General features: G+C 42.0%; 25 protein-coding genes and 1 tRNA gene. 22 read left to right on the top strand and 4 right to left on the bottom strand.

Going from position 1 to position 24,841, the window contains the following annotated elements:
- The first annotated feature begins 244 nt into the window (after nt 1-244).
- The 21 genes from pstC (at nt 245) to Q0K92_RS03960 (ending at nt 19,579) form a co-directional block, all read left to right on the top strand.
- On the top strand, nt 245-1,177 hold the full coding sequence (gene pstC, locus Q0K92_RS04060; RefSeq protein ID WP_297324526.1) for a phosphate ABC transporter permease subunit PstC: 933 nt from the start codon (nt 245-247) through the stop codon (nt 1,175-1,177).
- A gap of 58 nt (nt 1,178-1,235) precedes the next feature.
- On the top strand, nt 1,236-2,162 hold the full coding sequence (gene pstA / locus Q0K92_RS04055; RefSeq protein ID WP_297324525.1) for a phosphate ABC transporter permease PstA: 927 nt from the start codon (nt 1,236-1,238) through the stop codon (nt 2,160-2,162).
- Between the two features lie 7 nt (nt 2,163-2,169).
- Complete coding sequence (gene pstB / locus Q0K92_RS04050) at nt 2,170-2,964, top strand: phosphate ABC transporter ATP-binding protein PstB (RefSeq protein WP_297324524.1); 795 nt, start codon at nt 2,170-2,172, stop codon at nt 2,962-2,964.
- Nucleotides 2,965-3,097: 133 nt separating this feature from the next.
- Entirely contained in the window at nt 3,098-3,853 is a 756-nt protein-coding gene (tpiA, locus tag Q0K92_RS04045; protein ID WP_297324523.1) for a triose-phosphate isomerase, read from the top strand.
- 18 nt (nt 3,854-3,871) lie between these two features.
- On the top strand, nt 3,872-4,252 hold the full coding sequence (gene secG, locus Q0K92_RS04040) for a preprotein translocase subunit SecG (protein WP_297324522.1): 381 nt from the start codon (nt 3,872-3,874) through the stop codon (nt 4,250-4,252).
- A 43-nt stretch (nt 4,253-4,295) separates the two neighbouring features.
- Nucleotides 4,296-4,380 (top strand) — tRNA-Leu (locus tag Q0K92_RS04035).
- A 76-nt stretch (nt 4,381-4,456) separates the two neighbouring features.
- Nucleotides 4,457-4,813 carry an NADH-quinone oxidoreductase subunit A gene (locus tag Q0K92_RS04030; RefSeq protein ID WP_297324521.1) on the top strand — a complete coding sequence of 119 codons (357 nt, stop codon included), beginning with the start codon at nt 4,457-4,459 and terminating at the stop codon, nt 4,811-4,813.
- 4 nt (nt 4,814-4,817) lie between these two features.
- Entirely contained in the window at nt 4,818-5,294 is a 477-nt protein-coding gene (locus tag Q0K92_RS04025; protein WP_110339049.1) for an NADH-quinone oxidoreductase subunit B, read from the top strand.
- A gap of 9 nt (nt 5,295-5,303) precedes the next feature.
- Complete coding sequence (locus Q0K92_RS04020; RefSeq protein WP_297324520.1) at nt 5,304-5,927, top strand: NADH-quinone oxidoreductase subunit C; 624 nt, start codon at nt 5,304-5,306, stop codon at nt 5,925-5,927.
- A gap of 60 nt (nt 5,928-5,987) precedes the next feature.
- The gene (locus Q0K92_RS04015; RefSeq protein ID WP_297324519.1) at nt 5,988-7,241 is read left to right on the top strand and encodes an NADH-quinone oxidoreductase subunit D; all 1,254 of its coding nucleotides are present in this window, start codon (nt 5,988-5,990) and stop codon (nt 7,239-7,241) included.
- A 2-nt stretch (nt 7,242-7,243) separates the two neighbouring features.
- The gene (nuoE, locus tag Q0K92_RS04010; protein WP_297324518.1) at nt 7,244-7,720 is read left to right on the top strand and encodes an NADH-quinone oxidoreductase subunit NuoE; all 477 of its coding nucleotides are present in this window, start codon (nt 7,244-7,246) and stop codon (nt 7,718-7,720) included.
- On the top strand, nt 7,717-8,994 hold the full coding sequence (nuoF, locus tag Q0K92_RS04005; protein ID WP_297324517.1) for an NADH-quinone oxidoreductase subunit NuoF: 1,278 nt from the start codon (nt 7,717-7,719) through the stop codon (nt 8,992-8,994). Before nuoE ends, nuoF begins: the two co-directional genes overlap by 4 nt.
- A gap of 63 nt (nt 8,995-9,057) precedes the next feature.
- The gene (gene nuoG / locus Q0K92_RS04000) at nt 9,058-11,478 is read left to right on the top strand and encodes an NADH-quinone oxidoreductase subunit NuoG (RefSeq protein ID WP_297324516.1); all 2,421 of its coding nucleotides are present in this window, start codon (nt 9,058-9,060) and stop codon (nt 11,476-11,478) included.
- Nucleotides 11,479-11,500: 22 nt separating this feature from the next.
- A complete protein-coding gene (gene nuoH / locus Q0K92_RS03995) occupies nt 11,501-12,598 on the top strand; it encodes an NADH-quinone oxidoreductase subunit NuoH (protein ID WP_297324515.1) in 1,098 nt (365 codons plus the stop codon).
- 14 nt (nt 12,599-12,612) lie between these two features.
- Nucleotides 12,613-13,101: an NADH-quinone oxidoreductase subunit NuoI gene (gene nuoI / locus Q0K92_RS03990; RefSeq protein ID WP_297324514.1), complete on the top strand. Its 489-nt coding sequence runs from the start codon at nt 12,613-12,615 to the stop codon at nt 13,099-13,101.
- A 19-nt stretch (nt 13,102-13,120) separates the two neighbouring features.
- Nucleotides 13,121-13,726, top strand: coding sequence for an NADH-quinone oxidoreductase subunit J (locus Q0K92_RS03985; RefSeq protein WP_297324513.1), 606 nt, complete (start codon nt 13,121-13,123; stop codon nt 13,724-13,726).
- Between the two features lie 57 nt (nt 13,727-13,783).
- Complete coding sequence (gene nuoK / locus Q0K92_RS03980; RefSeq protein ID WP_110339031.1) at nt 13,784-14,089, top strand: NADH-quinone oxidoreductase subunit NuoK; 306 nt, start codon at nt 13,784-13,786, stop codon at nt 14,087-14,089.
- Nucleotides 14,090-14,146: 57 nt separating this feature from the next.
- A complete protein-coding gene (gene nuoL, locus Q0K92_RS03975; protein WP_297324512.1) occupies nt 14,147-16,087 on the top strand; it encodes an NADH-quinone oxidoreductase subunit L in 1,941 nt (646 codons plus the stop codon).
- A gap of 97 nt (nt 16,088-16,184) precedes the next feature.
- A complete protein-coding gene (locus Q0K92_RS03970; RefSeq protein ID WP_297324511.1) occupies nt 16,185-17,669 on the top strand; it encodes an NADH-quinone oxidoreductase subunit M in 1,485 nt (494 codons plus the stop codon).
- A gap of 50 nt (nt 17,670-17,719) precedes the next feature.
- Entirely contained in the window at nt 17,720-19,165 is a 1,446-nt protein-coding gene (gene nuoN, locus Q0K92_RS03965; protein WP_297324510.1) for an NADH-quinone oxidoreductase subunit NuoN, read from the top strand.
- A gap of 222 nt (nt 19,166-19,387) precedes the next feature.
- The gene (locus Q0K92_RS03960) at nt 19,388-19,579 is read left to right on the top strand and encodes a hypothetical protein (protein ID WP_297324509.1); all 192 of its coding nucleotides are present in this window, start codon (nt 19,388-19,390) and stop codon (nt 19,577-19,579) included.
- Nucleotides 19,580-19,833: 254 nt separating this feature from the next.
- Here Q0K92_RS03960 and murJ read toward each other — a convergent pair whose 3' ends face one another.
- Both murJ and Q0K92_RS03950 read right to left on the bottom strand, forming a co-directional pair.
- Nucleotides 19,834-21,372 (bottom strand): murein biosynthesis integral membrane protein MurJ, encoded by a 1,539-nt coding sequence (gene murJ, locus Q0K92_RS03955; RefSeq protein ID WP_297324508.1) that lies wholly within the window; start codon nt 21,370-21,372, stop codon nt 19,834-19,836.
- A gap of 134 nt (nt 21,373-21,506) precedes the next feature.
- Nucleotides 21,507-22,229 carry a hypothetical protein gene (locus Q0K92_RS03950; RefSeq protein ID WP_297324507.1) on the bottom strand — a complete coding sequence of 241 codons (723 nt, stop codon included), beginning with the start codon at nt 22,227-22,229 and terminating at the stop codon, nt 21,507-21,509.
- Nucleotides 22,230-22,757: 528 nt separating this feature from the next.
- On the opposite strand from Q0K92_RS03950, the gene Q0K92_RS03945 reads away from it, so the two are divergent.
- On the top strand, nt 22,758-22,964 hold the full coding sequence (locus tag Q0K92_RS03945; protein ID WP_297324506.1) for a hypothetical protein: 207 nt from the start codon (nt 22,758-22,760) through the stop codon (nt 22,962-22,964).
- Nucleotides 22,965-22,988: 24 nt separating this feature from the next.
- Here Q0K92_RS03945 and ssb read toward each other — a convergent pair whose 3' ends face one another.
- Both ssb and Q0K92_RS03935 read right to left on the bottom strand, forming a co-directional pair.
- Entirely contained in the window at nt 22,989-23,438 is a 450-nt protein-coding gene (gene ssb / locus Q0K92_RS03940) for a single-stranded DNA-binding protein (RefSeq protein WP_297324505.1), read from the bottom strand.
- On the bottom strand, nt 23,439-24,797 hold the full coding sequence (locus Q0K92_RS03935; protein ID WP_297324504.1) for an MFS transporter: 1,359 nt from the start codon (nt 24,795-24,797) through the stop codon (nt 23,439-23,441).
- Nucleotides 24,798-24,841 lie beyond the last annotated feature (44 nt).

Raw genomic sequence — 24,841 nt, 5'->3', positions numbered from 1 at the left:
GATGTACAGTTATCCCCAGAATTCATCGTATAGCAAGAGCATCATAAAGAGAAAAAATCTTTTTCGATAGAATTTGTGTCTTAAACATACAATGTTAGTTAGTTCTGATAGTGTAAGTGTTTAATGAATTTTTTCTAAAGTAAATCAAAGCTAATTTCAATCTTCTTTTAATCTGAGATAGGTTTTTATCTGTAATTAGCAGCTCTCTTACTATAATGCTCCAATTTGTAGAAGGGCTTTCATAGTGGCAGAAGAGTCACACAATAAAATAGCTCATGCTGGGAAACTCGGCTATAGTTTTCGTCGTAATCTGCATGAAAGATTTATAGAAGCACTTTTATTCTTATCAGCAGCACTTTCAGTTGCAATTATGCTGGCGATTATTGTGATGCTGGTGAAGGAATCGATTGTGTTTTTTCAGCATGTGTCCATTTGGGAATTTCTAACGGACACACAATGGACACCACTGTTTGATGATGCGCACTATGGGATTTTGCCACTCATAGCAGGTACGATAGTAAGTTCACTCATCGCTTTATTAGTTGCGCTTCCTCTGGGAACTATCATTGCAATCTATCTTTCTGAGTTTGCGCCATTTACAGTGCGAGAAGTAGCAAAGCCATTTCTTGAATTGTTGGGGGGTATTCCAACTGTTGTATATGGTTATTTTGCTTTGTTATTTGTCACTCCTTTGCTGCAAATCATTTTTCCTGAACTACCGGGATTTAGTTTGTTGTCAGCCGGTCTCGTCATGGGAATCATGATCATACCGTACGTGAGCTCGATGACTGAGGATGCGATGCGGGCGGTTCCGATGAATTTGCGTGAAGGTTCTTATGCGATGGGAGCAACACGCTTTCAGACGGCTATTCGTGTGGTCATGCCGGCAGCATTTTCTGGAATAGCAGCGGCGTATATTTTGGGCATATCGCGCGCTGTAGGTGAAACGATGGTGGTGGCAATTGCAGCAGGAATGCAGCCGAATTTAACGTGGAATCCAATGGAACCGGCAGCCACAATAACGGCTTATATTGTGCAAGTTAGCTTAGGTGATTTGCCTCATGGCAGTATCGGCTATCAAACAATATTTGCTGCTGGCTTAACCTTATTGATACTAACGCTTGTGTTTAATATTATTGGACATCTATTACGCAAGCGATATCGTGAGATTTATTAAATGATTTCGGTTTATAAGTTTTGAGAATTTCTAGTGCGCTATCAAGTGACGTCTTACGATGAAAAGTGTAAATAATCTAGAAGAAATCAGAAAAATTATCGGTCGGCATAAAAGATGGGATTTGATCTTTATGATTGCCGGTATTTTTGCATTAATGATTGCTGTATTGACTTTCATGGCATTATTTGCGCACATGTTGTTTGATGGTATGCCTCGTTTATCCTGGGATTTCTTCACTTCCTTTCCATCGCGCCGACCAGAATCTGCAGGGATTTTGTCAGCTTGGGTGGGAACTACCTTGGTAATGCTGGTGACTGCAGTATCTGCAGTGCCATTAGGTATTGGATCCGGCATTTATCTCGAAGAATATGCGCCTAAAAATTTGATAACAGAGATCATTGAAATTAATGTAACTAATTTAGCTGGCGTTCCTTCAATTATTTATGGCTTGCTCGCGTTAGGTTTATTTGTATATCAATTAGGTTTTGGGCAAAGTATCTTGGCGGCTGGGTTAGCTTTGGCATTGTTGATTCTTCCGGTGGTAATTGTTGCCACACGAGAAGCGATACGGTCTATTCCTGTCACTATACGTGAAGGTGCTTATGCGCTCGGTGCAACTAAATGGCAGACAGTATCGGACCATTTATTGCCTTACTCATCGGCGGGGATTTTAACTGGCATCATTATTGGTCTCGCGCGAGCAATTGGTGAAACCGCGCCGATTATCACGATCGGAGCATTGACGTTTATCGCTTTTCTGCCACCGTCGCCCGTGAAAAATGAATTTCCCTATGTATCATTTGAATGGCTAACAGCACCCTTTACGGTAATGCCAATACAAATGTTCAATTGGGTTTCCCGGCCAGAGGAGGCATTTCAATTGAACGCTGCTGCAGCCGGACTGGTGCTGGTTGTTATGACGCTTGCCATGAATGGGTTGGCAATTTATTTACGTTATCGCATGCGAAAAAATATTAAGTGGTAAGGAAATAATGCAGATTGATCAAGAGAAAGTTGTAGAGCCAACTCAATATAAATCTGAGGTTAGGAATCTTAATTTTTATTATGGCGAGTTTAATGCACTAAAAAATATCGATATGGTGTTGCATGATAAGAAGATTACCGCATTAATAGGACCCTCAGGGTGCGGTAAATCGACATTTCTGCGATGTTTTAATCGTATGCATGATCTCTATCCAGGGAATCGATATGAAGGTGAAATAATCCTTTATCCTGACGATGTGAACATTTTAGCGTCTAATGTTGATCCGATTGAAGTGCGGATGCGAATCAGTATGGTGTTTCAGAAGCCCAATCCTTTTCCTAAGTCAATTTATGAGAATGTCGCGTATGGATTGCGTGTAAGAGGGATTAAACAGAGAGCCATATTGGATGAACGAGTTGAGGTGGCGTTGCGTAATTCAGCCTTATGGGATGAAGTTAAGGATCGCCAGCACGATTTGGCTTTTAATCTTTCTGGGGGGCAGCAACAGAGGCTTTGTATTGCGCGAGCACTGGCCACAGATCCAGAGATATTATTGTTCGATGAACCAACTTCCGCGCTTGATCCAATTGCAACAGCTAGTATTGAAGAATTAATAACTGATTTAAAAAGCAAAGTTACTATATTAATAGTGACTCATAATATGCAGCAGGCCGCTAGGGTTTCTGACTATACAGCCTACATGTACTTAGGGGAACTGATAGAATTTAATGTAACAGATACAATTTTCATTAAACCAAAGAATAAACAGACAGAAGATTACATTACAGGACGATTCGGGTAGTCTGAGATGGCATTTGTGGGCGCGGTTTTCGAAGTTGCGGATATGGATGTTTTGCTGAGAGATATATACGATTGACTAGATAAGGAATCAAGGGTAGCATCGCCCCTTTTGGGAAGCAGAGGTTGGAAGTAAAATGCGCGAGAAGCTGGTTGCAGGTAACTGGAAGATGCATGGTAATTTAGCTGAGAATAAACAGTTACTCAGCGCGATTAGTGCGGGCCTAGATGGCTTGCATGGTGCAAAGTTTGCGGTTTGTGTGCCTTATCCCTATCTGTCGTCAGTGCAGAATATGCTACAGGATACAGATATATCCTGGGGAGCTCAGAATGTCAGTCAATACGAAAAGGGTGCATATACCGGAGAGGTATCGGTTTCCATGCTGAATGATTTTGAGTGTGCTTATGTAATCATAGGACACTCAGAACGAAGAACGTTATTTGGTGAAGATAGTTATACCGTTGCAGAGAAATATGTGACAGCTCAGAGAGCAGGTCTGACGCCAATTCTGTGTGTGGGAGAAACCCTTGAACAGCGTGAATCAGGAACTACTGAGCAAATTATTCAGGAACAGTTAACGGCAGTTGTTAATGTGGCAGGGATAGAGTCATTTAGTAAAGCAGTGATCGCTTATGAGCCAATCTGGGCGATTGGTACAGGTAAAACAGCCTCACCGCAGCAAGCTCAAGATGTACACGCATTTATAAGGAATGGTATTGCGGCACAGAACCTCAATATAGCGAAAGAATTAACCATACTTTATGGTGGAAGTGTCAAGGCCAATAATGCAGTTGAGTTATTTGCAATGCCAGATATCGATGGTGGTTTGATAGGTGGCGCATCATTAGTTGCAAATGAATTTATTGCGATTTGCCGTGCATTGAGTAATTAAATTTTTTGGAGTAATACGTTGGAAATTTTCGTTTGGACAGCGCATGTTTTACTGGCGGTTGTGCTCATAGTTTTAGTATTATTACAACATGGGAAGGGCGCTGATATGGGGGCTGCGTTTGGCAGTGGTTCAGCAGGTAGCTTGTTTGGAGCAAGTGGTTCAGCTAATTTCTTGAGTCGTGCGACAAGTATAACTGCGGCGATGTTTTTTGCGACAAGTATGGGCTTAACCTATCTTTCAGCAAACCAGACAAAAGATGTCAGTGTAATGAGCATCATGGATCAGATTGAAGAAACTGAAAAAGTATCAACAGATCTGAAAAAGCAACCTACTACACAAGATGATGCAGATAGTCCTGAAGTCCAAGGTAATTCAAAAGCTGGTCAAATACCTGAATAGCTGGCAACTTATTAATCTTGATCGCGAAGCGCATGGTTTTATCGCCGACGTGGTGGAATTGGTAGACACGCCGTCTTGAGGGGGCGGTGGCGAAAGCTGTGCGAGTTCGAGTCTCGCCGTCGGCACCACTTGTGAATTTATAATTATGTTTGGTTTGTAATTAAGAAACTCTTTGTAAGTATTTCTGTATATCTACTAATTAAAATGCTCGAAAATTATTTTCCAATTTTATTGTTTCTGATAGTTGGCTTTTTAGTCGGTGCAGCGTCGATGCTAAGCGGCTGGCTACTTGCTCCAAATCGTCCGGACAGTGAGAAACTGTCGCCCTATGAATGTGGCTTTGATGCTTTTGAAGATGCACGTATGAAGTTTGATGTGCGCTATTATTTGGTTGCGATCTTATTCATCTTGTTTGATTTAGAAATTGCATTCCTGTTTCCTTGGGCAATCGTACTGGATGAAATTGGATTATTCGGATTTATCGCTATGATGGTATTCCTAAGTATCCTGGTGGTAGGTTTTATCTACGAATGGATGAAAGGAGCATTGGAATGGGATTAATGCTATGAGTATTGAGGGAACTCTTGAAAAGGGCTTTATTACTACGAGCCTGGATGCAGTTATTAACTGGGGACGCACTGGGTCAATGTGGCCGATGACGTTTGGGTTGGCTTGTTGTGCCGTTGAAATGATGGAAACAGGTGCATCGCGCTATGATCTTGATCGTTTTGGTATTGTTTTTAGACCAAGCCCACGGCAATCAGATGTGATGATTGTGGCAGGGACGCTTTGTAATAAGATGGCACCTGCGTTACGTAAGGTTTATGATCAAATGGCCGAGCCACGGTGGGTAATATCAATGGGGTCGTGTGCTAATGGCGGTGGCTATTATCATTATGCTTATTCAGTAGTGCGTGGGTGTGATCGTATTGTGCCAGTTGATATTTATGTGCCAGGTTGCCCGCCTACGGCTGAGGCCCTGTTATATGGCATTATTCAATTGCAAAATAAGATTAACCGCACCAACACTATCGCACGTTAATTTAAGAGTATGTCAACTAGTTTTCAACAAGAAAATCTTTCAAAAGCATTACACAGTGTATTAGCAGACAAGCTGAGCAGTTTGCAGGCTCAAAATGGCGAATTAACTATCGTTGTGCGTGCTGATGATATTCTCACTGTCAGTAAAATGTTACGTGATAATTCCGCACTTAGTTTTGATACACTTATCGATTTATGTGGAGTTGATTATTCGACTTATGGCGATGCTTTGTCAGCAAAGTATGGTTTGCGCGGTAAACGTTTTGCAGCAGTTTATCATTTGCTTTCAGTGAACTTAAATCACAGGTTACGTGTTCGAGTGCTGGCCGAGAATAATGACTTTCCGGTAATCGACTCAGTGACTGAAATATGGCCTGCTGCTAATTGGTTTGAACGTGAGGCATTTGATCTTTATGGTATTATCTTTGTCGGTCATCCTGATTTGCGCCGCATATTGACTGATTATGGTTTTATAGGTAACCCATTCCGAAAGGATTTTCCGTTAACAGGCTATGTTGAAATGCGGTACGATGCGGAGCAGAAGCGTGTTATTTATCAGCCAGTCAGTATTGAACCGCGAGAAATAACGCCGCATGTAATACGAGAAGAGCATTATGGGGACTGTGAGTCTTAATGTTTACACAATATAAATATACTCATTGTTTTATTAGATAAGAATTCTTTGAAGTAACTTATGGCTGAAATACGTAATTACACCATGAATTTTGGGCCACAGCACCCCGCAGCACACGGTGTGCTGCGATTAGTGTTGGAGCTGGATGGGGAGGTTGTGCGACGTGCTGATCCGCATATTGGATTGTTGCATCGCGCAACTGAGAAATTGGCAGAAAATAAAACTTATATTCAGTCAGTTCCATACATGGATCGGCTGGACTATGTCTCGATGATGGTCAACGAGCATGCTTATGTCATGGCTATTGAAAAGCTGTTGGAAATTGAAGTACCACTGAGAGCGCAATACATACGTGTGATGTTTGATGAGATTACTCGTATACTGAATCACTTGTTGTGGATCGGCGCACATGCACTTGATGTGGGGGCGATGACAATGTTTCTATATGCTTTCCGTGAAAGAGAAGATTTGATGGATTGCTATGAGGCAGTATCAGGAGCCAGAATGCATGCCGCCTATTACAGACCCGGTGGCGTATATCGTGATTTGCCCGATACCATGCCGCAATATCAATCTTCAAAAATTCACAATGAAAAGCAAACCCGTATACGGAACGCGAATAGAGAAGGCTCTTTATTGGATTTTATTGAGGATTTTACAAATCGCTTTCCAACGTATGTCGATGAATACGAGACGTTGCTGACTGACAATAGAATCTGGAAGCAGCGATTGGTTGATATTGGTGTTGTTTCTCCAGAGCGTGCTATGGCATTAGGTTTTACAGGCCCAATGTTGCGTGGCTCCGGAGTAGAATGGGACTTAAGGAAGAAACAGCCCTACGAAGTTTATGATCAAATGGATTTCGATATACCAGTGGGTGTTAATGGTGATTGTTACGATCGATATCTGGTGCGCATGGAAGAGTTTCGTCAATCGAATCGTATTATTAAACAGTGTGTTGATTGGTTGCGAAAAAATCCGGGGCCTGTCATAACAGACAATCATAAAGTTGCACCGCCCTCACGAGTAGATATGAAACAAAATATGGAAGAAATGATTCATCATTTCAAACTATTTACAGAAGGTTTTCATGTGCCTCCAGGTGAAACTTATGCTGCTGTTGAGCATCCCAAAGGCGAATTTGGTATTTATTTGGTATCGAATGGGGCCAATAAGCCTTATCGACTGAAGATACGTGCACCTGGATTTGCGCATTTGGCTGCAATGGATGAAATGTCACGAGGGCATATGATTGCTGACGTGGTTACGATCATAGGTACACAGGATATAGTATTTGGTGAGATAGATAGATAACAATGTTAAGCACTGAATCCCTTAAAAAAATAGATCAAGAGATCGCTAAGTATCCGCTTGAGAAGAAACAGTCAGCTGTGATGTCAGCACTTGCGATAGCGCAAGATGAGAAAGGCTGGTTGGCTAATGAGACAATCAATTTTGTTGCCGAGTACTTGGATATGCCTCCCATTGCGGTGTACGAAGTAGCTACATTTTATAATATGTATAATCTGGAACCGCTAGGTAAATACAAAATCACCGTTTGTACTAACCTACCTTGTGCTCTGTCAGGTAGCAACGAAAGTGCTGCCTATCTAAAGAAGAAGCTGGGAATAGAATTCAACCAAACAACGCCCGATGGCAAATTTACGCTCAAAGAAGGCGAATGTTTTGGAGCATGCGGAGATGCGCCTGTATTGTTAATCAATAATAAGCGCATGTGTAGCTTCATGTCCAATGAGATGATCGATCAACTGTTAGAGGAACTGAATAAATGAATCAGTATCCGCAGACATTAATGAATGGAGTGAATCCATCTGATTCTGAGAATTGGCGACTGAGAAGCTATGAAAAACGAGAGGGTTACGCAGCGCTAAGAAAAATACTTGCGAAAAAGATTAAACCGGAAGAAATTATTGAAGAAGTCAAAAAATCGGCACTTCGGGGACGAGGTGGCGCTGGTTTTCCTACCGGATTGAAATGGAGTTTTATGCCCAAGGGTTATGAAGGGGATAAATATATTGTTTGTAATTCAGATGAAGGGGAGCCAGGTACATTCAAAGATCGCGATATTATGCGATTTAATCCGCATCTTCTTATCGAAGGAATGATCATTGCGGCATACGCAATGGGCGTTAAAGCAGGGTACAATTATATTCATGGTGAGATATGGGAAACCTATGAGCGCATGGAAGAAGCTGTTGACGAGGCCCGAGCTGCTGGTTATTTAGGGAATAATATTCTGGGGTCATCATTTAGTTTTCAGCTATATAATCATCACGGATACGGAGCTTATATTTGCGGCGAAGAAACTGCATTGTTGGAGTCTATCGAAGGCAAAAAAGGCCAGCCGCGGTTTAAGCCACCTTTTCCAGCTAATTATGGTTTGTATGGGAAACCGACAACAATTAATAATACTGAAACCTTTGCGTCGGTTCCTTGGATTATTCGCAATGGTGGTGAGAAATATCTTCAACTTGGTAAACCCAATAATGGTGGAACAAAAATATTTTCAGTATCGGGCCATGTTAACAAGCCAGGTAATTATGAAATACCACTTGGGACGCCATTTGCCGAATTATTAGCGCTGGCGGGTGGAATGCGGGGCGGACGCAAATTAAAGGGTTGTATTCCGGGCGGATCGTCAATGCCTGTATTGCCTGGTGATATTATGATGCAAGCTGATATGGACTATGATTCCATAGCCAAAGCTGGGTCTATGCTAGGTTCAGGCGCCGTCATCATCATGGATGAAACTACATGTATGGTAAGAGCGCTAGAGCGCTTGTCCTATTTTTATTTTGAAGAATCGTGTGGCCAATGTACACCGTGCCGCGAAGGGACAGGATGGCTTTATCGTATCGTTAATCGTATTGAGCATGGTAAGGGAAAACCAGAGGACCTTGATTTGTTGGATAACATAGCTGACAACATACAAGGACGAACGATTTGTGCTCTGGGTGATGCGGCCGCCATGCCTGTTCGTGCGATGATTCAACATTTCCGGGACGAGTTTGTTTACCATATAGAACATAAGAAATGTATGGTTTAACTGCTCAGATGAGCAGAGCGCGTCAATTTTATAGTTTGTGATTAACCCAAGAATTTTTAGCCGATGGTCAATATAGAAATCGACGGTAAACAGGTATCTGTGCCGAAAGGCAGCACCATTATGGATGGTGCTAAACAGATTGGTGTATACATACCACATTTTTGCTATCACAAAAAATTATCTATTGCGGCAAACTGTCGCATGTGCTTAGTGCAAGTGGAGAAAGCGCCAAAACCGCTGCCAGCTTGTGCGACACCTGTCATGGATGGAATGAAAGTATATACACATTCGCAGCAGGCAGTGACAGCACAAAAAGGTGTTATGGAATTTTTGCTGATTAATCATCCACTCGATTGCCCGATCTGTGATCAAGGTGGTGAATGTCAGTTGCAAGATCTTGCCGTTGGTTATGGTGCGAGCGGATCACGTTATACTGAAGCAAAACGTGTGGTAGTTAATAAGAATTTGGGGCCACTGATATCAACGGACATGACACGATGTATTCATTGTACGCGTTGTGTGCGCTTTGGTCAGGAAATTGCTGGAATCATGGAGCTTGGGATGGTTGGGCGCGGCGAACATTCCGAAATACTTTCATTTGTTGGCAAGACAGTAGATTCTGAATTGTCAGGTAATGTCATTGACCTTTGTCCCGTCGGCGCATTGGTCAGTAAGCCGTTTCGCTACTCGGCACGCACTTGGGAGTTATCACGTAGAAAATCAATCAGTCCGCACTGTGGTTTAGGTTCAAACTTGGTCGTACAAGTTAAGCAAAATCGCGTAATGCGTGTTCTACCCAGAGATAATGAGACTATTAATGAGTGCTGGTTGTCTGACAAGGATCGTTTTTCTTATGAGGGATTGAATTCCGAAGATCGATTGACGCGTCCAATGATTAAGCGCGACGGCCAATGGTTTGAGTGCGAGTGGCATGAGGCGTTGGAATTTACAGTGAATGCATTACAAGCAATCAAACATAAATATGGTGCCAAAAGTATTGGTGCGTTAGGGTCCGCGCATAGTACATCTGAGGAGCTTTATTTATTGCAGAAATTGTTGCGAGCTATGGGTAGTGGCAACATTGATCATCGTCTGCGCCAATCAGATTTTCGCGCGGATAAACATCTGCAAGGAATTCCATGGTTGGGTAGTAGCATTGCGGACATGTCGCAATTGAAATCGGTTTTGATTATCGGTAGTACATTGCGTAAAGATCATCCGCTCATTGCGCAGCGCTTGCGCCAAGCCGTCAAACATGGCATGCAATTGAATATTGTTAATCCTATTGATGACGATTTACTAATCAAGGTTACGAATAAAGCAATTGTTGCACCAAATGCGATGGTCAGAGTTCTGGCGGAAATACTAAAAGCAGCAATTGAAATAAAAGGAATAAAACAAGCTGATGAATTACATAAATTAATTAATTCAATTAATGTTTCGAATACCGCCAATGCGTTTGCTATCGCTTCCAGTTTGATCGAAAATGTACCGGCAGCGATTTATCTTGGTAACTTGTCTCAGCATCATCCGGATTATTCGAAGATCAATTTGTTGGCTGGTTGGATTGCGCAAGTTACAGGCGCGAGCTTTGGTGTACTGGGTGAAGCTGCAAATAGCGTTGGTGCTTATCTAGTGGGCGCAATACCAGAGATTAACGCATTGTCGATTTCTGCAAAATCGGAATATTCAGAGGTCAGCGGGTTAAATGCTGCGCAAATGTTAGGATTCAGCGCTGATGCGAGTTTAATTGGCGAAAAATGCCAGGCGTTTATATTGATGAATATAGAACCGGAATTTGATACCTATAATTCTCAGCAGGCACTGAAAACGATAAAGGCGAGCGAATTTGTAGTATCAATGAGCGTTTATAAGGGAAATGCTGCAGAGTATGCCGATGTGTTGTTGCCAATCGCACCATTTACTGAGACCTCAGGCACTTATGTTAATACTGAGGGACGGGTGCAGAGCTTCAATGGTGTCGTACCCCCATTGGGAGAAGCTCGACCTGCATGGAAAGTATTGCGTGTATTAGCTAATCTAATGGCACTTGATAAATTTGACTATGAAACTCCAGAACAAATTCGTACAGAAATATTTCCTGATGAATTAGAGACTGGGCAATACTTGAATAATACTTTAAAAGATTTTTGTTTTGAGATTAATGGAATAGAAAAACATAGTCTGCAGCGTATTGGAGAAGTGCCTATTTATCAGGCTGATCCGGTTGTTAGGCGTGCAGAATCTCTGCAATCTACACATGATGCACTGCCACCTAAAGTATGGATGGCAGAAGCAACACTCAAGAGCTTGGATATTGTCGCAGGAGCTCAGGTAAAAATTAAGCAGGGAGATGAGTCTGTGCAGCTTGAAGTTGCCTGTGACGAAAAATTGCCTGTTAGTTGCGTACGTGTTGCATGCGCTCATCCAAAGACTGTATCACTAGGCGCTTTGTTTGGAGAAATATTGGTGGAAAAACTGTAATGGTAAAGGTTGGAGTGTATTAATGGAGTATATTCAACAACAGTTTATACAGATGTTTGGAGCGGAGTGGGGAGCCATGCTGTTTTCATTAGCGACGAACATGACATTTATCTTTGCTATTGTCATTCCATTGTTATTGGGAGTTGCCTATCTGACCTTTGCCGAGCGTAAAATAATCGCCTATATGCAGATTCGTGTTGGACCCAATAGAGTAACCTTTTTTGGGATTCCATGGCTACGGGGATGGGGACAACCGATTGCGGATGCGGTTAAGGCAATTATGAAAGAAATTGTCATTCCGACTGGTGCAAATAAATTTCTATTTATCTTGGCACCAATACTGACAATTATGCCGGCATTGGCAGCATGGGCTGTAATACCGTTTTCACCCGAACTCGTTTTGGCTAATATCAATGCTGGTTTACTGTATATTCTGGCGATGACATCAATGGGTATATACGGCATTATCATTGCTGGGTGGGCATCGAATTCCAAGTATGCATTCTTGGGAGCCATGCGCTCTGCAGCCCAGGTAGTTTCTTATGAACTGGCAATGGGATTTGCTTTAGTATGTGTATTGATGATGTCGCAAAGTTTAAATCTCGGTGATATAGTAAACGGTCAGCAAGGCGACAGTTTGTTGAATTGGTATTTGATTCCACTGTTTCCCATGTTTCTGGTTTATCTGATTTCTGGTGTTGCTGAAACAAATCGCGCACCTTTTGATGTGGCTGAAGGCGAGTCAGAAATTGTGGCAGGTTTTCATGTTGATTATTCAGGCATGGCCTTTACAGTGTTTTTTCTGGCTGAATACTCCAATATGATTTTGGTAGCAGCTTTAACATCGATAATGTTTCTGGGAGGATGGTTACCACCCGTCGATATTGCACCATTTACACTGATACCAGGTTTTATCTGGTTGCTGTTAAAAATTGCATTTATCCTGTTCTTTTTTCTTTGGTTTCGTGCAACTTTTCCGCGATACCGTTATGATCAGATCATGAGATTGGGGTGGAAAGTGTTTATCCCAATTACACTCATATGGATTGTTTTATTAGGATTAATAATGCAATTACCTGAATCAGTAAGAAAGTTACCTCCGTTAAATATCTGGTTTTAGGATTGAAAAATACAATGGATCGTATAAAAAAATTTTTTAGTACCTTTTTGTTATTCGAATTGCTAAAAGGTATGGCGGTAACTGGAAAATATCTGTTTAAACCGAAAATAACTGTACACTATCCAGAAGAAAAGACGCCGCAATCGCCACGTTTCCGTGGTTTACATGCATTACGTCGCTATCCAAACGGAGAGGAGCGTTGTATTGCTTGCAAACTGTGTGAAGCAGTTTGTCCCGCGTTGGCTATTACCATAGAATCTGAGCAACGCGCCGATGGTACGCGGCGTACTACACGCTATGATATCGATTTGAGTAAGTGTATTTTTTGTGGTTTCTGTGAGGAATCCTGTCCGGTTGACTCAATTGTTGAGACACGCATACTGGAATATCACGGTGAGAAAAGGGGCGATTTAATTTACACCAAAGAAATGTTATTGGCTGTTGGAGATCGTTACGAAGAACAGATTGCCAAGGACAGAGAAGCTGATGCGCGTTATCGCTGAACCTTGCTGGTAAACACACATGAATTTTCAGGACATCATATTTTATATTTTTTCGGCTATTTTGGTTACATCAGCGCTTGGTGTGATTACAGTTCGTAATCCAGTTTATTCAGCGTTATTATTGGTGCTGGCATTTGTTACGTGTGCTGGCTTGTGGTTGTTGTTAGAAGCAGAATTTCTTGCGATCACTTTAGTGTTGGTATATGTCGGCGCTGTGATGGTATTGTTTCTGTTTGTGGTAATGATGCTGGATATTAATTTAGATCAATTGCGCGAAGGCTTTTGGAAATGGTTTCCTTTTGGTGCATTAGTTGCACTGATAATGGTTGGTGAAATGACGATGGTGTTAATGGGTAAATATTTTGGGCTTGAAGAAATGCCAGCGCCTAGTGCACAAGATGCTGATTATAGTAATACTAGAGCATTGGGTCGTCTGATTTATACCGAGTATGTTTATGCCTTTGAGTTAGCAGCGGTACTTTTGCTGGTTGCAATGGTCGCAGCAATCGCACTGACTCTACGTCATCGTGAGGATAAACGATCAACTAATTCGTCCAAGCAGGTTCAAGTAAAAAAAGAAGATCGACTACGTATAGTAGCTATGCCATCAGAGAAAAAAGAATAAGTAAGTCATTCAAGAGTTGTTTGGCAATGTATAAAAATACAAGAAGAGGTAATTAGTTTGGTATCGCTATCCCATTATCTGGTACTTGGTGCAATTCTATTTGCTATCGGTATCGTCGGTATTTTTCTCAATAGAAAAAATGTCATTATTATATTGATGTCTATTGAATTGATGCTATTGGCTGTAAACATGAATTTTGTGGCATTTTCACACTATTTACAGGATATATCAGGACAGATTTTTGTATTTTTTATTTTGACGGTTGCCGCGGCGGAATCAGCCATAGGTTTAGCAATACTTGTTGTGTTATTCCGTAATCAGCAAACAATTAATGTTGATGATCTGGATAAACTCAAAGGTTAATACAAAAAAGCAGCAAAGCTTAAATACATATAACTAATATAAGAATTATTGACTGAGATGCAAAAACTTTATTTATTGGTGCCACTTGCACCGCTAGTGGGCGCACTCATAGCTGGTTTATTTGGACGTTTTATTGGGCCTTTGTGGAGTCATCGCACGACGATATCACTTGTATTTGTTTCCTTGTTAGCATCCATTGTTATTTTTCTGGATGTGCTGGAAGGTAACAACTATAACGGCAGTGTATATACATGGTTGGTGACAGGTGATACTCGATTCGAGATCGGTTTTTTAATCGATCAATTGTCAGCAACGATGATGGTTGTTGTCAGTTTAGTCTCGCTGATGGTACATATTTATACCATTGGCTATATGCATGGAGATCCCGGCTATCAGCGTTTCTTCAGCTATATTTCGCTATTTACCTTCTCAATGATGATGTTGGTAATGTCGAATAATTTTCTACAACTATTTTTCGGCTGGGAGGCCGTCGGTCTTGTATCTTATTTGTTGATCGGATTCTGGTATACCCGCCCAACTGCTATCTATGCCAATATGAAGGCATTCTTAGTTAATCGCGTTGGTGATTTTGGCTTTCTTCTGGGCATCGCCATGGTATTGATGCATTTTGGCACATTGGATTATGTTTCTGTATTTGCACAAGCACCCGGAATAGTCGATGAAAAGGTTGAATTAATACCTGGCATGCCTTGGTTGGTAATTACATTGATTTGTATATTGTTGTTTATTGGTGCAATGGGTAAATCAGCGCAATTTCCATTACATGTGTGGTTACCTGATTCGATGGAAGGCCCTACGCCAATTTCCGCATTGATTCATGCGGCTACTATGGTAACGGCAGGCATTTTCATGGTAGCGCGAATGTCGCCGCTATTTGAATTATCAGACACGGCATTATCGGTCATATTGATAATTGGTGGAATTACAACTTTGTTTATGGCACTTGTTGCAGTAGTTCAAAATGATATCAAACGCGTAGTTGCTTATTCCACGTTGTCTCAATTAGGGTATATGACTGTCGCGTTAGGTGCGTCTGCCTATTCCGCCGCAATTTTCCATTTGATGACACACGCTTTCTTTAAAGCTGTTTTATTTTTAGGAGCAGGTTCTGTCATTATTGCTATGCATCATGAACAAAACATGCAGAAAATGGGTGGACTTAAAAATTATATGCCAATTACCTATTGGACGATGTTTATTGCCGCACTAGCGAGCGCTGGCGTACCTGGTTTCTCGGGGTTTTTTTCTAAAGATGCAATTATTGAAGCTGTTCATTTTGCCAATATTCCTGGCGTCGGGTTTGCTTATTTTTGCGTATTGACGACTGTATTTGTTACAGCGCTTTACACATTCCGCTTGGTGTTCATGACCTTCCACGGGCAGCCTCGAATGGATGCACATACTAAAGAGCATTTACATGAGTCGCCTTGGGTCGTGACAATGCCGCTAGTGATTCTCGCTATACCAACGATCGCTGCTGGGTGGTTTATTGGTCCGATTGTTTTTGGTGATTATTTTAACAATGTGATTCATGTATTACCGCAGCATGATGCTATCGAGAAATTGGGTGCGGAATTTACGGGTATCGGAGGAATGATGGTGCATGCCCTGTCTACAGCACCATTCTGGTTATCAATAGCAGGAATTTTTACTGCTTGGTATTTGTATAGTGCAAGGACGGATATACCAGGGAAAATAAAATCCCGCTTTGGTTTTTTGTATAACTTGCTGGATCGAAAATATTATATTGATGAGTTTTATTCATGGTTATTCGCTGGTGGCACACGTGCTTTAGGCACTGCATTGTGGAAGCATGGCGATATAAAAGTGATTGATGGATTCTTTGTTAATGGTACAGCTCGTGTTGTAGCACTGACGGCTGCGCTAGTACGACGTTACCAAACTGGTTATATCTATCACTATGCATTTACTATGATTGTTGGCATATTTGTTATCTTGACGTTATGGCTTTACTAGGCTTAATGAAAAAACTGTAAAACCTAACGCTTGATATCGATATTGATGAATCAAATACTTAAAGATAATAAGTACTAACAAATAAATCGGAATAAGCATGTCGTTTGAATTCCCACTATTAAGTTTAATTATTTGGCTGCCAATTGTGTTTGGTGTTGCCGTATTCGCAACCGGCGATGACCATAATGCGCAAATTGCTCGCTGGATAGCTCTCGCAGGATCAATTCTGGGATTGTTGATAGCAATTCCTCTTTATACCGGTTTTGATTCTGCAACCAGTGCGATGCAGTTTGTCGAGAATTACGTTTGGTTTGAGCGCTTTAACGTCAATTATCATGTAGGTGTAGATGGTATATCGATGCCATTGATATTACTGAATTGTTTCATTACACCTTTGGTCGTTGTGGCAGGCTGGGAAGTTATTAAACAACGTGTATCCCAGTATATGGGGGCTTTTTTAGTCATGTCGGGTATTGTCAATGGTGTGTTTTCTTCATTGGATGCAATGCTGTTTTACGTGTTCTGGGAAGCATCATTAATACCGATGTTCCTGATTATTGGGATATGGGGCGGCCCTAATCGTGTTTATGCGGCTATCAAGTTTTTTCTTTATACATTGCTTGGTTCCTTGTTGATGCTGATCGCTTTTATTTATTTGTATCAAACATCGGGAGGCAGCTTTTCGATACAGGATTATCATCAATTAGAAATTCCGCTAACACCGCAGATTTTAATTTTTATTGCATTTTTACTGGCGTTTGCAGTGAAAGTACCGATGTGGCCAGTGCATACGTGGTTGCCCGATGCGCACGTAGAAGCGCCAACGGGCGGTTCGGTTGTTCTAGCAGCTATTTTACTTAAATTGGGCGGATACGGATTTTTGCGGTTTTCACTGCCCATTGTTCCTGATGCTAGTAACTATCTGGCTGGCATGATGATTGCACTCTCACTGATAGCAGTGGTTTATATTGGACTGATTGCACTCATGCAAGCCGATATGAAAAAGCTGATTGCCTATTCATCGGTAGCGCATATGGGATTTGTTACATTGGGTTTTTTCCTGTTTAACGCCTACGGTGTTGAAGGGGCGATGGTTCAGATGATTTCGCACGGATTTATTTCCGGTGCCATGTTCCTGTGCGTGGGCGTGCTATACGACAGATTACATTCACGTCAAATTGCGGATTATGGTGGGGTGGTAAATAAGATGCCCGTATTTGCTGCTTTCTTTATGTTGTTTGCAATGGCGAATGCCGGATTGCCGGGTACGAGCGGCTTTGTAGGCGAATTTATGGTCATCATGGGCAGTATGAAAATTAACTTCTGGTATGCATTCTTAGCCGCAACCACGTTAATTTTTGGTGCCGCTTACACATTATGGATGTATAAGCGGGTCATATTTGGTGCTGTAGCTAGTCCAGCCGTTGAAGGGCTGGAAGATATATCAAAACGTGAGTTTGCATTATTGGCAATTTTGGCGATTTCAGTTTTATGGATTGGTGTTTATCCATATCCATTAACTGAAGTAATGCATGCGACCATAGATCACTTACTGATACATGTAAACAGTAGTAAGTTGTAATAAAGTGATTCTGGAATAGTAGTATTTTCCGACATGAGGATGAAGGATTAATGAATTTTATACCACCTGATTTTGCGCCAGCCTCTTCCGAGATTTTTATGCTCATTATGGTATGCGTGGTAATGCTGGCTGATCTCACAGCAGGCGAGAATAGACGTTATGTTGCCTATTTGTTAACGCAAGTTACATTGTTGGGGTGCGCACTACTGACTTTTTTATCGTTTTCGACAGAAACCAGTCAAACATTTTCCGGTATGTTTGTCGATGATGCGATGGCAGATATACTGAAGTTGATGGTGTATGGTACGGTATCAGCAGTGTTGATATATTCTCACGCTTATATCAGTGACCGGGGCATGTTGAGAGGTGAGTTTTTTAGCTTAGTATTGTTTGCAACATTGGGAATGATGGTGATGATTTCTGCCAGTCATTTTCTGACACTTTATATTGGTCTTGAATTACTTTCATTGTCACTTTATGCATTGGTAGCATTGCGCCGAGATTCAATTGTTGCAACCGAAGCAGCCATGAAATTTTTTGTGCTCGGGGCACTGGCGTCAGGATTCTTGCTTTACGGTATGTCAATGGTTTATGGCGCAACAGGAACATTACATGTTTCTCAACTGGCTCAAATCATTCAAAGTGAAGCAAGTAGTAGAGAAGTATTGGTTGTAGGGTTAGTATTTATTGTAGCTGGAATCAGCTTCAAGCTGAGTGCAGCGCCTTTTCATATGTGGGCACCAGATGTTTATCAAGGGGCACCCACAGCAGTTACATTATTTATTGGTTCTGCTCCTAAATTGGCAGCTTTTGGTTTTGTAATGCGTTTGCTGGTTGAGGGAATGGGAGAAATGGTCGCTGATTGGCAAGGTATGCTGGTCATTCTGGCCGTCATGTCGATGGCAGTAGGCAATCTTGCAGCCATTGCACAAACGAATATCAAGCGTATGTTGGCTTATTCAACCATTTCCCATATGGGATTCCTGTTGCTTGGCTTTATCAGCGCGGATTCAAACGGCTATAGTTCTGCTTTGTTTTATGTCATTGCTTACGTTTTGATGACGCTAGGCACTTTTGCAGTGATCATGTTGCTGTGTCGTAATGGATTTGAGGCAGAAAATATCAGTGATTTCAAAGGACTGAGTAAAAGAAATTCCTGGTATGCATTTATTACCTTGCTGCTGATGTTCTCACTGGCAGGTATTCCGCCTATGATCGGTTTTTATGCAAAAATGGCCGTATTACAGGCTGTTGTCAATGCGGGTTATATTTGGTTAGCGGTTGCAGCGGTACTGTTCTCATTAATTGGCGCTTTTTATTATTTGCGTATCATTAAACTAATGTACTTCGATGAACCAGAAACTGATGAACCTATTCTGCCCAATAGTGATGTAAGGATTTTATTGAGTGCGAATGGCTTTGCAGTACTGGCACTGGGCATATTTCCTCAAGCGCTGATGGGACTAAGTCTCTACGCGATTCAAAATTCAATGTAGCTAAGATGTTGATAGGCAAGGGTATTCAAGCAATATCCTTGTGCGTGATTGTATCGGCAAAGATATTCGAAACAAGTTATTGCTAGATATCATCCTTGAGAAATCCTTTTTCTCAGCGCTGAAGTTGCTATCGTTTTTTAACCAATGTCTGAATTGAACTGATTGTCACGTAAGCATCCAACGTAACTACCTGTCATTTATTCAGAAGATTGTATTTTTGTCATGAGTTTTTCAGATTTTGATGCCACCCGCCGCACGCGCAAAGGAGACTTTCTAAATCAGATTAATCAACTGATTAATTGGATCCCGATAGAGCAAACAATCGTCCAACACTATGCTGCTGTATCAGATGCGACAGGACGCCCTGCCTATTCTGGATTATTGCTATTCAAGTTTGCTGGTAGGCATCTGTAATAGGAATTACAAAGCATGGCATACAACCTGAGAGATTGCCAAGATTGTTTATGCAAAATCCTAATCACGCAGAAAACATATGCCATTTAGACGAAAATTTACCGTTATGAGTTAATGTTTGTAGAAATTGCTTGATTGCGATTGGTTAGAAACGCATCAACCGCTCAGAAAGCACAGTATTTTTAATCCGAATTATAAAAAATAAAGTTTTTCAAAGACCTCGCTATTTCTAAGTAGAATTGGAATAAGCTGTTCTATATAGCCTGTTGCTTGGTAAAGTCTTTGACGCGGAATCCTAACAACCATAACGCAGCGAAATAACTGGATGCACCCGCAATGATTATCCAGCTTAACCGGCCGACGCGTGTCATTGTAGAATCAACGAGCCAGGAAGCATCACTGCCTGTCGCAAACCACAGCACAATTCCCATAATCGTCAACGCAGTTAGTATTTTCAGAAAGAACATCAACCATCCTGGTTGCGGTTGATAGATTTCATGACTGCGTAACTTGTAATACAGTAATCCTGCGTTAAGACAAGCGCCTAAACCGATAGCCAATGCTAATCCGGCATGTTTGAGGGGAATGATGAAGGCGAGATTCATCAGTTGTGTGGCAACTAATGTGATGACGGCGATTTTTACCGGTGTTCTGATATTCTGGCGCGCATAGAATCCCGGTGCGAGCACTTTCACCAGAATCAATCCAAGCAATCCAATACTGTAGGCAATCAGTGCTTCGCGCGTCATCCATACATCATGGTCAGTGAATGCGCCGTGGTGAAAAAGCGTTGTGATCAAGGGAGTCGCCAATAACGCTAATGCCAGCGCTGCCGGCAATGTCAGTAGTATCGTCATGCGCAGACCCCAGTCGAGCAAGCGGGAGTATTCGTTGTGACTGTTGCTGTTGTAATGTCGAGCCAGCGATGGCAGCAAGATGGTGCCCAATGCGACACCCAACAGACCTGCTGGGAATTCCATTAAGCGATCAGCATAATAAAGCCAGGAAACGCTGCCGGTAACCAGCAGTGAAGCGAAAATGGTGTTGATCAGTAAACTGATTTGACCCACCGATACGCCGAAAACTGCCGGGCCCATTAATTTGATTACACGCCAAGCGCCGGTATCCGGATTGTTGAAACGAATGCGCGGCAATAACTTGAGGCGTAACAGAAATGGTATTTGGAAAGCGAGTTGCAATACGCCGCCGATAAAAACCGCCCAAGCCAGTGCCAGAACCGGTGGATCCAGTAGAGGTGTGAGCCACAGTGCGCAACCGATAAATGATAGGTTCAAGAATGCCGGTGTGATCGCAGGTACATTAAACCTGCCATACGTATTGAGTATGCCGCCCGCCAAAGCCACCAGGGAAATAAATAAAATATAGGGGAAGGTAATCTGCAGGAGTTCAACGGTCAGATTGAATTTCTCCGGATCGGTAGAAAATCCGGGTGCGCTGGCATAGATGATCAGCGGCGCTGCCACGATGCCAATGACAGTGACAATGAACAGCGTGATGCCCAAGAGCATGGTGATATGGTCAATCAAACCGCGGGTTTCTTCGGGGGTGCGGGTATTTTTGTACTCAGCGAGTATTGGAACAAATGCCTGTGAAAATGCGCCTTCAGCAAATAATCGCCGCAACAGATTAGGAATGCGGAAAGCAACAAAAAAAGCATCCGTCGCCATGCCTGCGCCAAAAATCCGGGCGATCATGATGTCGCGTACAAACCCGAGAATACGCGAGATGAAGGTCATGCTGCTGATAGCAGCGAGGGCTTTGAGTAAATTCAATGGCGTTTAAGTTTATTTGCTAACAGCGGAAAGAATTGGAAAGTGCTATGAGGCTCATGTTCATCTAATCTTGGCTTATTAATCTGTATTTTTTAAACCAAGATTAGATAGAAGACGGTTACACTTACTTACAATTAGAAAAAACGCCCTAATTTTTTTAACAAACCTGCTTCAGACCAATTCCATTGCAAGCAGTACTCTGCACCCAGTTTCGGATCTCTGATATCTGCTTCAATCTTTGTCTGTCCGGTCACAACAGGCGGCAGCAGTGCTTCTTCTTTACCATGATGTTTGCAGAAGAACCTAGCGGATGAAATGGCGCGACCCTCGGGTAATTCAACGACCAGATGCAATTGTTGCGTGTCGTTATCGACAACGTGGGAGAGGGTTCCCTCTGTTTGTGTAAAAGCATCCTTGTATTCATACGATAAAGTCAGATCACAACCATTGATTGCTTTTAATTCGGGCGGAAGCTTCATACAGACTTGGTAGCTTCCATTGTCTTTTCTTTGTTCGGCCGGATCGCCGTTATTGACTCTGAAATTACTAATGCTTCCAATGGCGTGAATATTTCTAAACCAATATTCCGAGTTATCAACGTGACAAGCGGTTGTCATTTGTGTTTGTGTCAATGTTGCTTTATTTCCGGTAGTGTCATGAACAGTCAGTATTTTTCTTAAATCTGCGATGGTAAATGCGAATTTATTTTGCCTGATTTGATCATAAACCAGTATCAATGCACTGATAGCGAATATTAGCCCAATCACAACATGATCAGTTAGCAATGCCACCAAGACACCGAAAACAATGAGCGTTACATTGATGTAAAAAATAAGTTGGTTGGGTTTGTCAAACATCCGGGACTCCTCAATTAGCTGATATATTTTTGTGTATTATCGAAGCGTTGAGTTTATCAGAGAGAAGCATGCAAAAAAAGCAAGATGGATGGCAGATCAGGGTTAATTCCATAAAATTCTGCGTTTAGTTTATTGTGCTGGTGAGTATCAAAGTTAAATGGCTTCTAGTAAGGCTGGAAGTTTATTTTTGTTAACTTCATAAAGGCAGTAAGGCACCCGTATTTTTCTATTCATAGGGTGTGGAATGCCGCGCAATTACAATGAAAACAGCAGGAATAATACATAGGCTGTTGAAAAATGTTTTCGAGGCAGCCGATACAAGGCAAAAAATAGGCGAAAAAGCGCAGTTTATGCGTAATAAATAAGCATTCTGAGCCTGTTTTTACATCGTAGCGGCAGCGCAGATAGTTTTTCAACGCCTGTTAAAGTTTAATTTACTTAAGTCGTTAGAATCAAAATAATTAATAGCACCGCTATGAAATCATTGGTCAAATTCTTAAATAAATCAAACTTACCTGGAATAACGTTATGAAAATTCTTGTTAATTTCAAATCTGGATTTAAGCAAACATTCATTGTTCCCAAATGTATGCTCGCAGTGGAGTTCAGAAATATGGCTAAAGCAATTGGTGGCAGTATAGAAAGTATTGAATTTTCATTACCTCCCCGTCGCCAATCAAGTATCTCTGGATCAGATTTCCGAGAAGGAATACTTCAACTCCCTGACAGACATTAAATTACACTGATTCGCCCCGTTCGCTTAGAACGGGATATCATCATCCATATCATCAAATCCACTGGCACCCTTGGCTGAAGAAGATCGATTAGGAGCAGAATTGTCTTCTTCATGATCAGGTGATTCGAAGCTACCGCTTCCTGATCGATTGCCCAGCATTTTCATATCGTTTGCAATAATATCCGTCGTATAACGTTCCACGCCGTTTTTATCCGTCCATTTTCTGGTTTCCAGTCTGCCCTCAATATAAACAGAGCGACCTTTCTTTAAGTATTCTCCTGCAATTTCTGCAAGTTTGCGATAAAACGTCACACGATGCCATTCAGTCTTTTCCTGCTTTTCACCATTCTTGTCTTTCCAGGTATCCGTCGTCGCTACTGTAATATTGGTCACTGCATCACCATTTGACATGTAGCGGGTTTCCGGGTCTTTTCCCAAGTTACCAATGAGTATGACTTTATTGACTGATGCCATTTATGTTTCCTCCTCAAGCAATTTAATCACTTTTTCTTCATCAAAGCCTTCCATATCCACTTTTAGATAGGCGACGCCTTCGTTAGCCAGCACCAAGGCTTCATATACACCTGATATTGCCGCAAGCTGACGTGATAACTCTCTGGATTTATCCAAATCCATTTCTTGCACATGATACATCTTGGAACGCACCGCAGCTGGGGCTTTCATCGTGACTGCAAGTATCAACCATACGATCAGTAATGATCCGCAAAATGTGTATAACGCGTAGCTTCCATACACTCCAAATAAATAACCACCCGCTGCTGCTCCTGCAAAAGCACCCAAAAACTGCGTGCTACTGTAGACACCGATCGCTGTTCCCTTTGCACCAACCGGTGCAATCTTCGAAATCAGAGATGGCAAGCTGGCTTCCAGCAAATTGAATGCCGTAAAAAAAACCAATAATGCAAAGGCTGTACCCCAGATTGAATCAAAGTTAATTGCCAGCAATATCTGTCCTATCAACAACATAGCGATAGCCGCAATAAATACAAATTTTAACTTTGCTTTTTTCTCGGCGTAAATAATTGCCGGAATAATTAATACAATCGACAACAACAGAACCGGTAGATAAATCTGCCAATGATCGTCGGCTGCCATCCCTGCCTGGCGTAAAGTGAGTGGCACAACCAACCATAACGCCATCAACGTGGCATGTAAAGCGAAAATGCCGTAATTTAAACGCAACAACTGTGTATCGCGCAATACGCTGCCAAAACTTGCAGGCGATGCCTCCGTATCCGAATGAAAACGGCTGATTTGCGGATCAGGGATAATTTTGTTGACCACAATCATTGCTAGCAACGCTAATACGCCCGTCATGGCAAAGATTCCTGGCACACCGATCCATTGATTCAATACTGGAGCGGCAATTAAAGAAATGGCGAAAACAGTGCCAATGGTCATACCGATGGTTGCCATAGCTTTAGTGCGATGTTCTTCGCGTGTAAGATCCGCTGCGAGCGCCATCACAGCAGCCGAGATTGCGCCGGCACCTTGAATGATACGTCCCAGTATTACCCAGTAAATATCGATTGCGACAGCAGCAATCAGACTGCCAATCGCAAACAAAATCAAACCCAAATAAATGACGGGCTTACGCCCGATACGATCCGACAACCAACCGAAAGGAATTTGCAAAATGGCTTGTGTCAAGCCATATGCCCCTAGGGCAATGCCGACCAGCGTGTAGTTGTTTCCACCGGGCAAGTCTTCAGCATAAAAAGCAAATACCGGCAAAATGATAAATAATCCAAACATTCGCAAGCCATAAACGCCTGCCAGACCGATGGTCGCGCGCAGTTCCTCTGGAGACATTTTTTCAGATGAAGTTGATGCAGACATGAATCAGGTTGTGATAT

This window comes from Nitrosomonas sp., assembly GCF_024282095.1.
Taxonomy (GTDB): domain Bacteria; phylum Pseudomonadota; class Gammaproteobacteria; order Burkholderiales; family Nitrosomonadaceae; genus Nitrosomonas.
The sequence above is the reverse complement of the archived record's forward strand: the minus strand, read 5'-3'. Positions and strand labels throughout refer to the sequence as shown.

Coding starts and splice junctions, on each gene's coding strand:
- Q0K92_RS03985 (WP_297324513.1), top strand. CDS start 13,121: ATGAATTTTCAGGACATCATATTTTATATTTTTTCGGCTATTTTGGTT.
- Q0K92_RS03950 (WP_297324507.1), bottom strand. CDS start 22,229: ATGTTTGACAAACCCAACCAACTTATTTTTTACATCAATGTAACGCTC.
- nuoF (WP_297324517.1), top strand. CDS start 7,717: ATGAATCAGTATCCGCAGACATTAATGAATGGAGTGAATCCATCTGAT.
- Q0K92_RS04030 (WP_297324521.1), top strand. CDS start 4,457: ATGCTCGAAAATTATTTTCCAATTTTATTGTTTCTGATAGTTGGCTTT.
- pstA (WP_297324525.1), top strand. CDS start 1,236: ATGAAAAGTGTAAATAATCTAGAAGAAATCAGAAAAATTATCGGTCGG.
- Q0K92_RS03945 (WP_297324506.1), top strand. CDS start 22,758: ATGAAAATTCTTGTTAATTTCAAATCTGGATTTAAGCAAACATTCATT.
- nuoN (WP_297324510.1), top strand. CDS start 17,720: ATGAATTTTATACCACCTGATTTTGCGCCAGCCTCTTCCGAGATTTTT.
- Q0K92_RS03935 (WP_297324504.1), bottom strand. CDS start 24,797: ATGTCTCCAGAGGAACTGCGCGCGACCATCGGTCTGGCAGGCGTTTAT.
- pstB (WP_297324524.1), top strand. CDS start 2,170: ATGCAGATTGATCAAGAGAAAGTTGTAGAGCCAACTCAATATAAATCT.
- ssb (WP_297324505.1), bottom strand. CDS start 23,438: ATGGCATCAGTCAATAAAGTCATACTCATTGGTAACTTGGGAAAAGAC.
- Q0K92_RS04020 (WP_297324520.1), top strand. CDS start 5,304: ATGTCAACTAGTTTTCAACAAGAAAATCTTTCAAAAGCATTACACAGT.
- tpiA (WP_297324523.1), top strand. CDS start 3,098: ATGCGCGAGAAGCTGGTTGCAGGTAACTGGAAGATGCATGGTAATTTA.
- Q0K92_RS03960 (WP_297324509.1), top strand. CDS start 19,388: ATGAGTTTTTCAGATTTTGATGCCACCCGCCGCACGCGCAAAGGAGAC.
- Q0K92_RS04025 (WP_110339049.1), top strand. CDS start 4,818: ATGAGTATTGAGGGAACTCTTGAAAAGGGCTTTATTACTACGAGCCTG.
- nuoI (WP_297324514.1), top strand. CDS start 12,613: ATGGATCGTATAAAAAAATTTTTTAGTACCTTTTTGTTATTCGAATTG.
- nuoL (WP_297324512.1), top strand. CDS start 14,147: ATGCAAAAACTTTATTTATTGGTGCCACTTGCACCGCTAGTGGGCGCA.
- Q0K92_RS04015 (WP_297324519.1), top strand. CDS start 5,988: ATGGCTGAAATACGTAATTACACCATGAATTTTGGGCCACAGCACCCC.
- nuoG (WP_297324516.1), top strand. CDS start 9,058: ATGGTCAATATAGAAATCGACGGTAAACAGGTATCTGTGCCGAAAGGC.
- nuoE (WP_297324518.1), top strand. CDS start 7,244: ATGTTAAGCACTGAATCCCTTAAAAAAATAGATCAAGAGATCGCTAAG.
- Q0K92_RS03970 (WP_297324511.1), top strand. CDS start 16,185: ATGTCGTTTGAATTCCCACTATTAAGTTTAATTATTTGGCTGCCAATT.
- nuoH (WP_297324515.1), top strand. CDS start 11,501: ATGGAGTATATTCAACAACAGTTTATACAGATGTTTGGAGCGGAGTGG.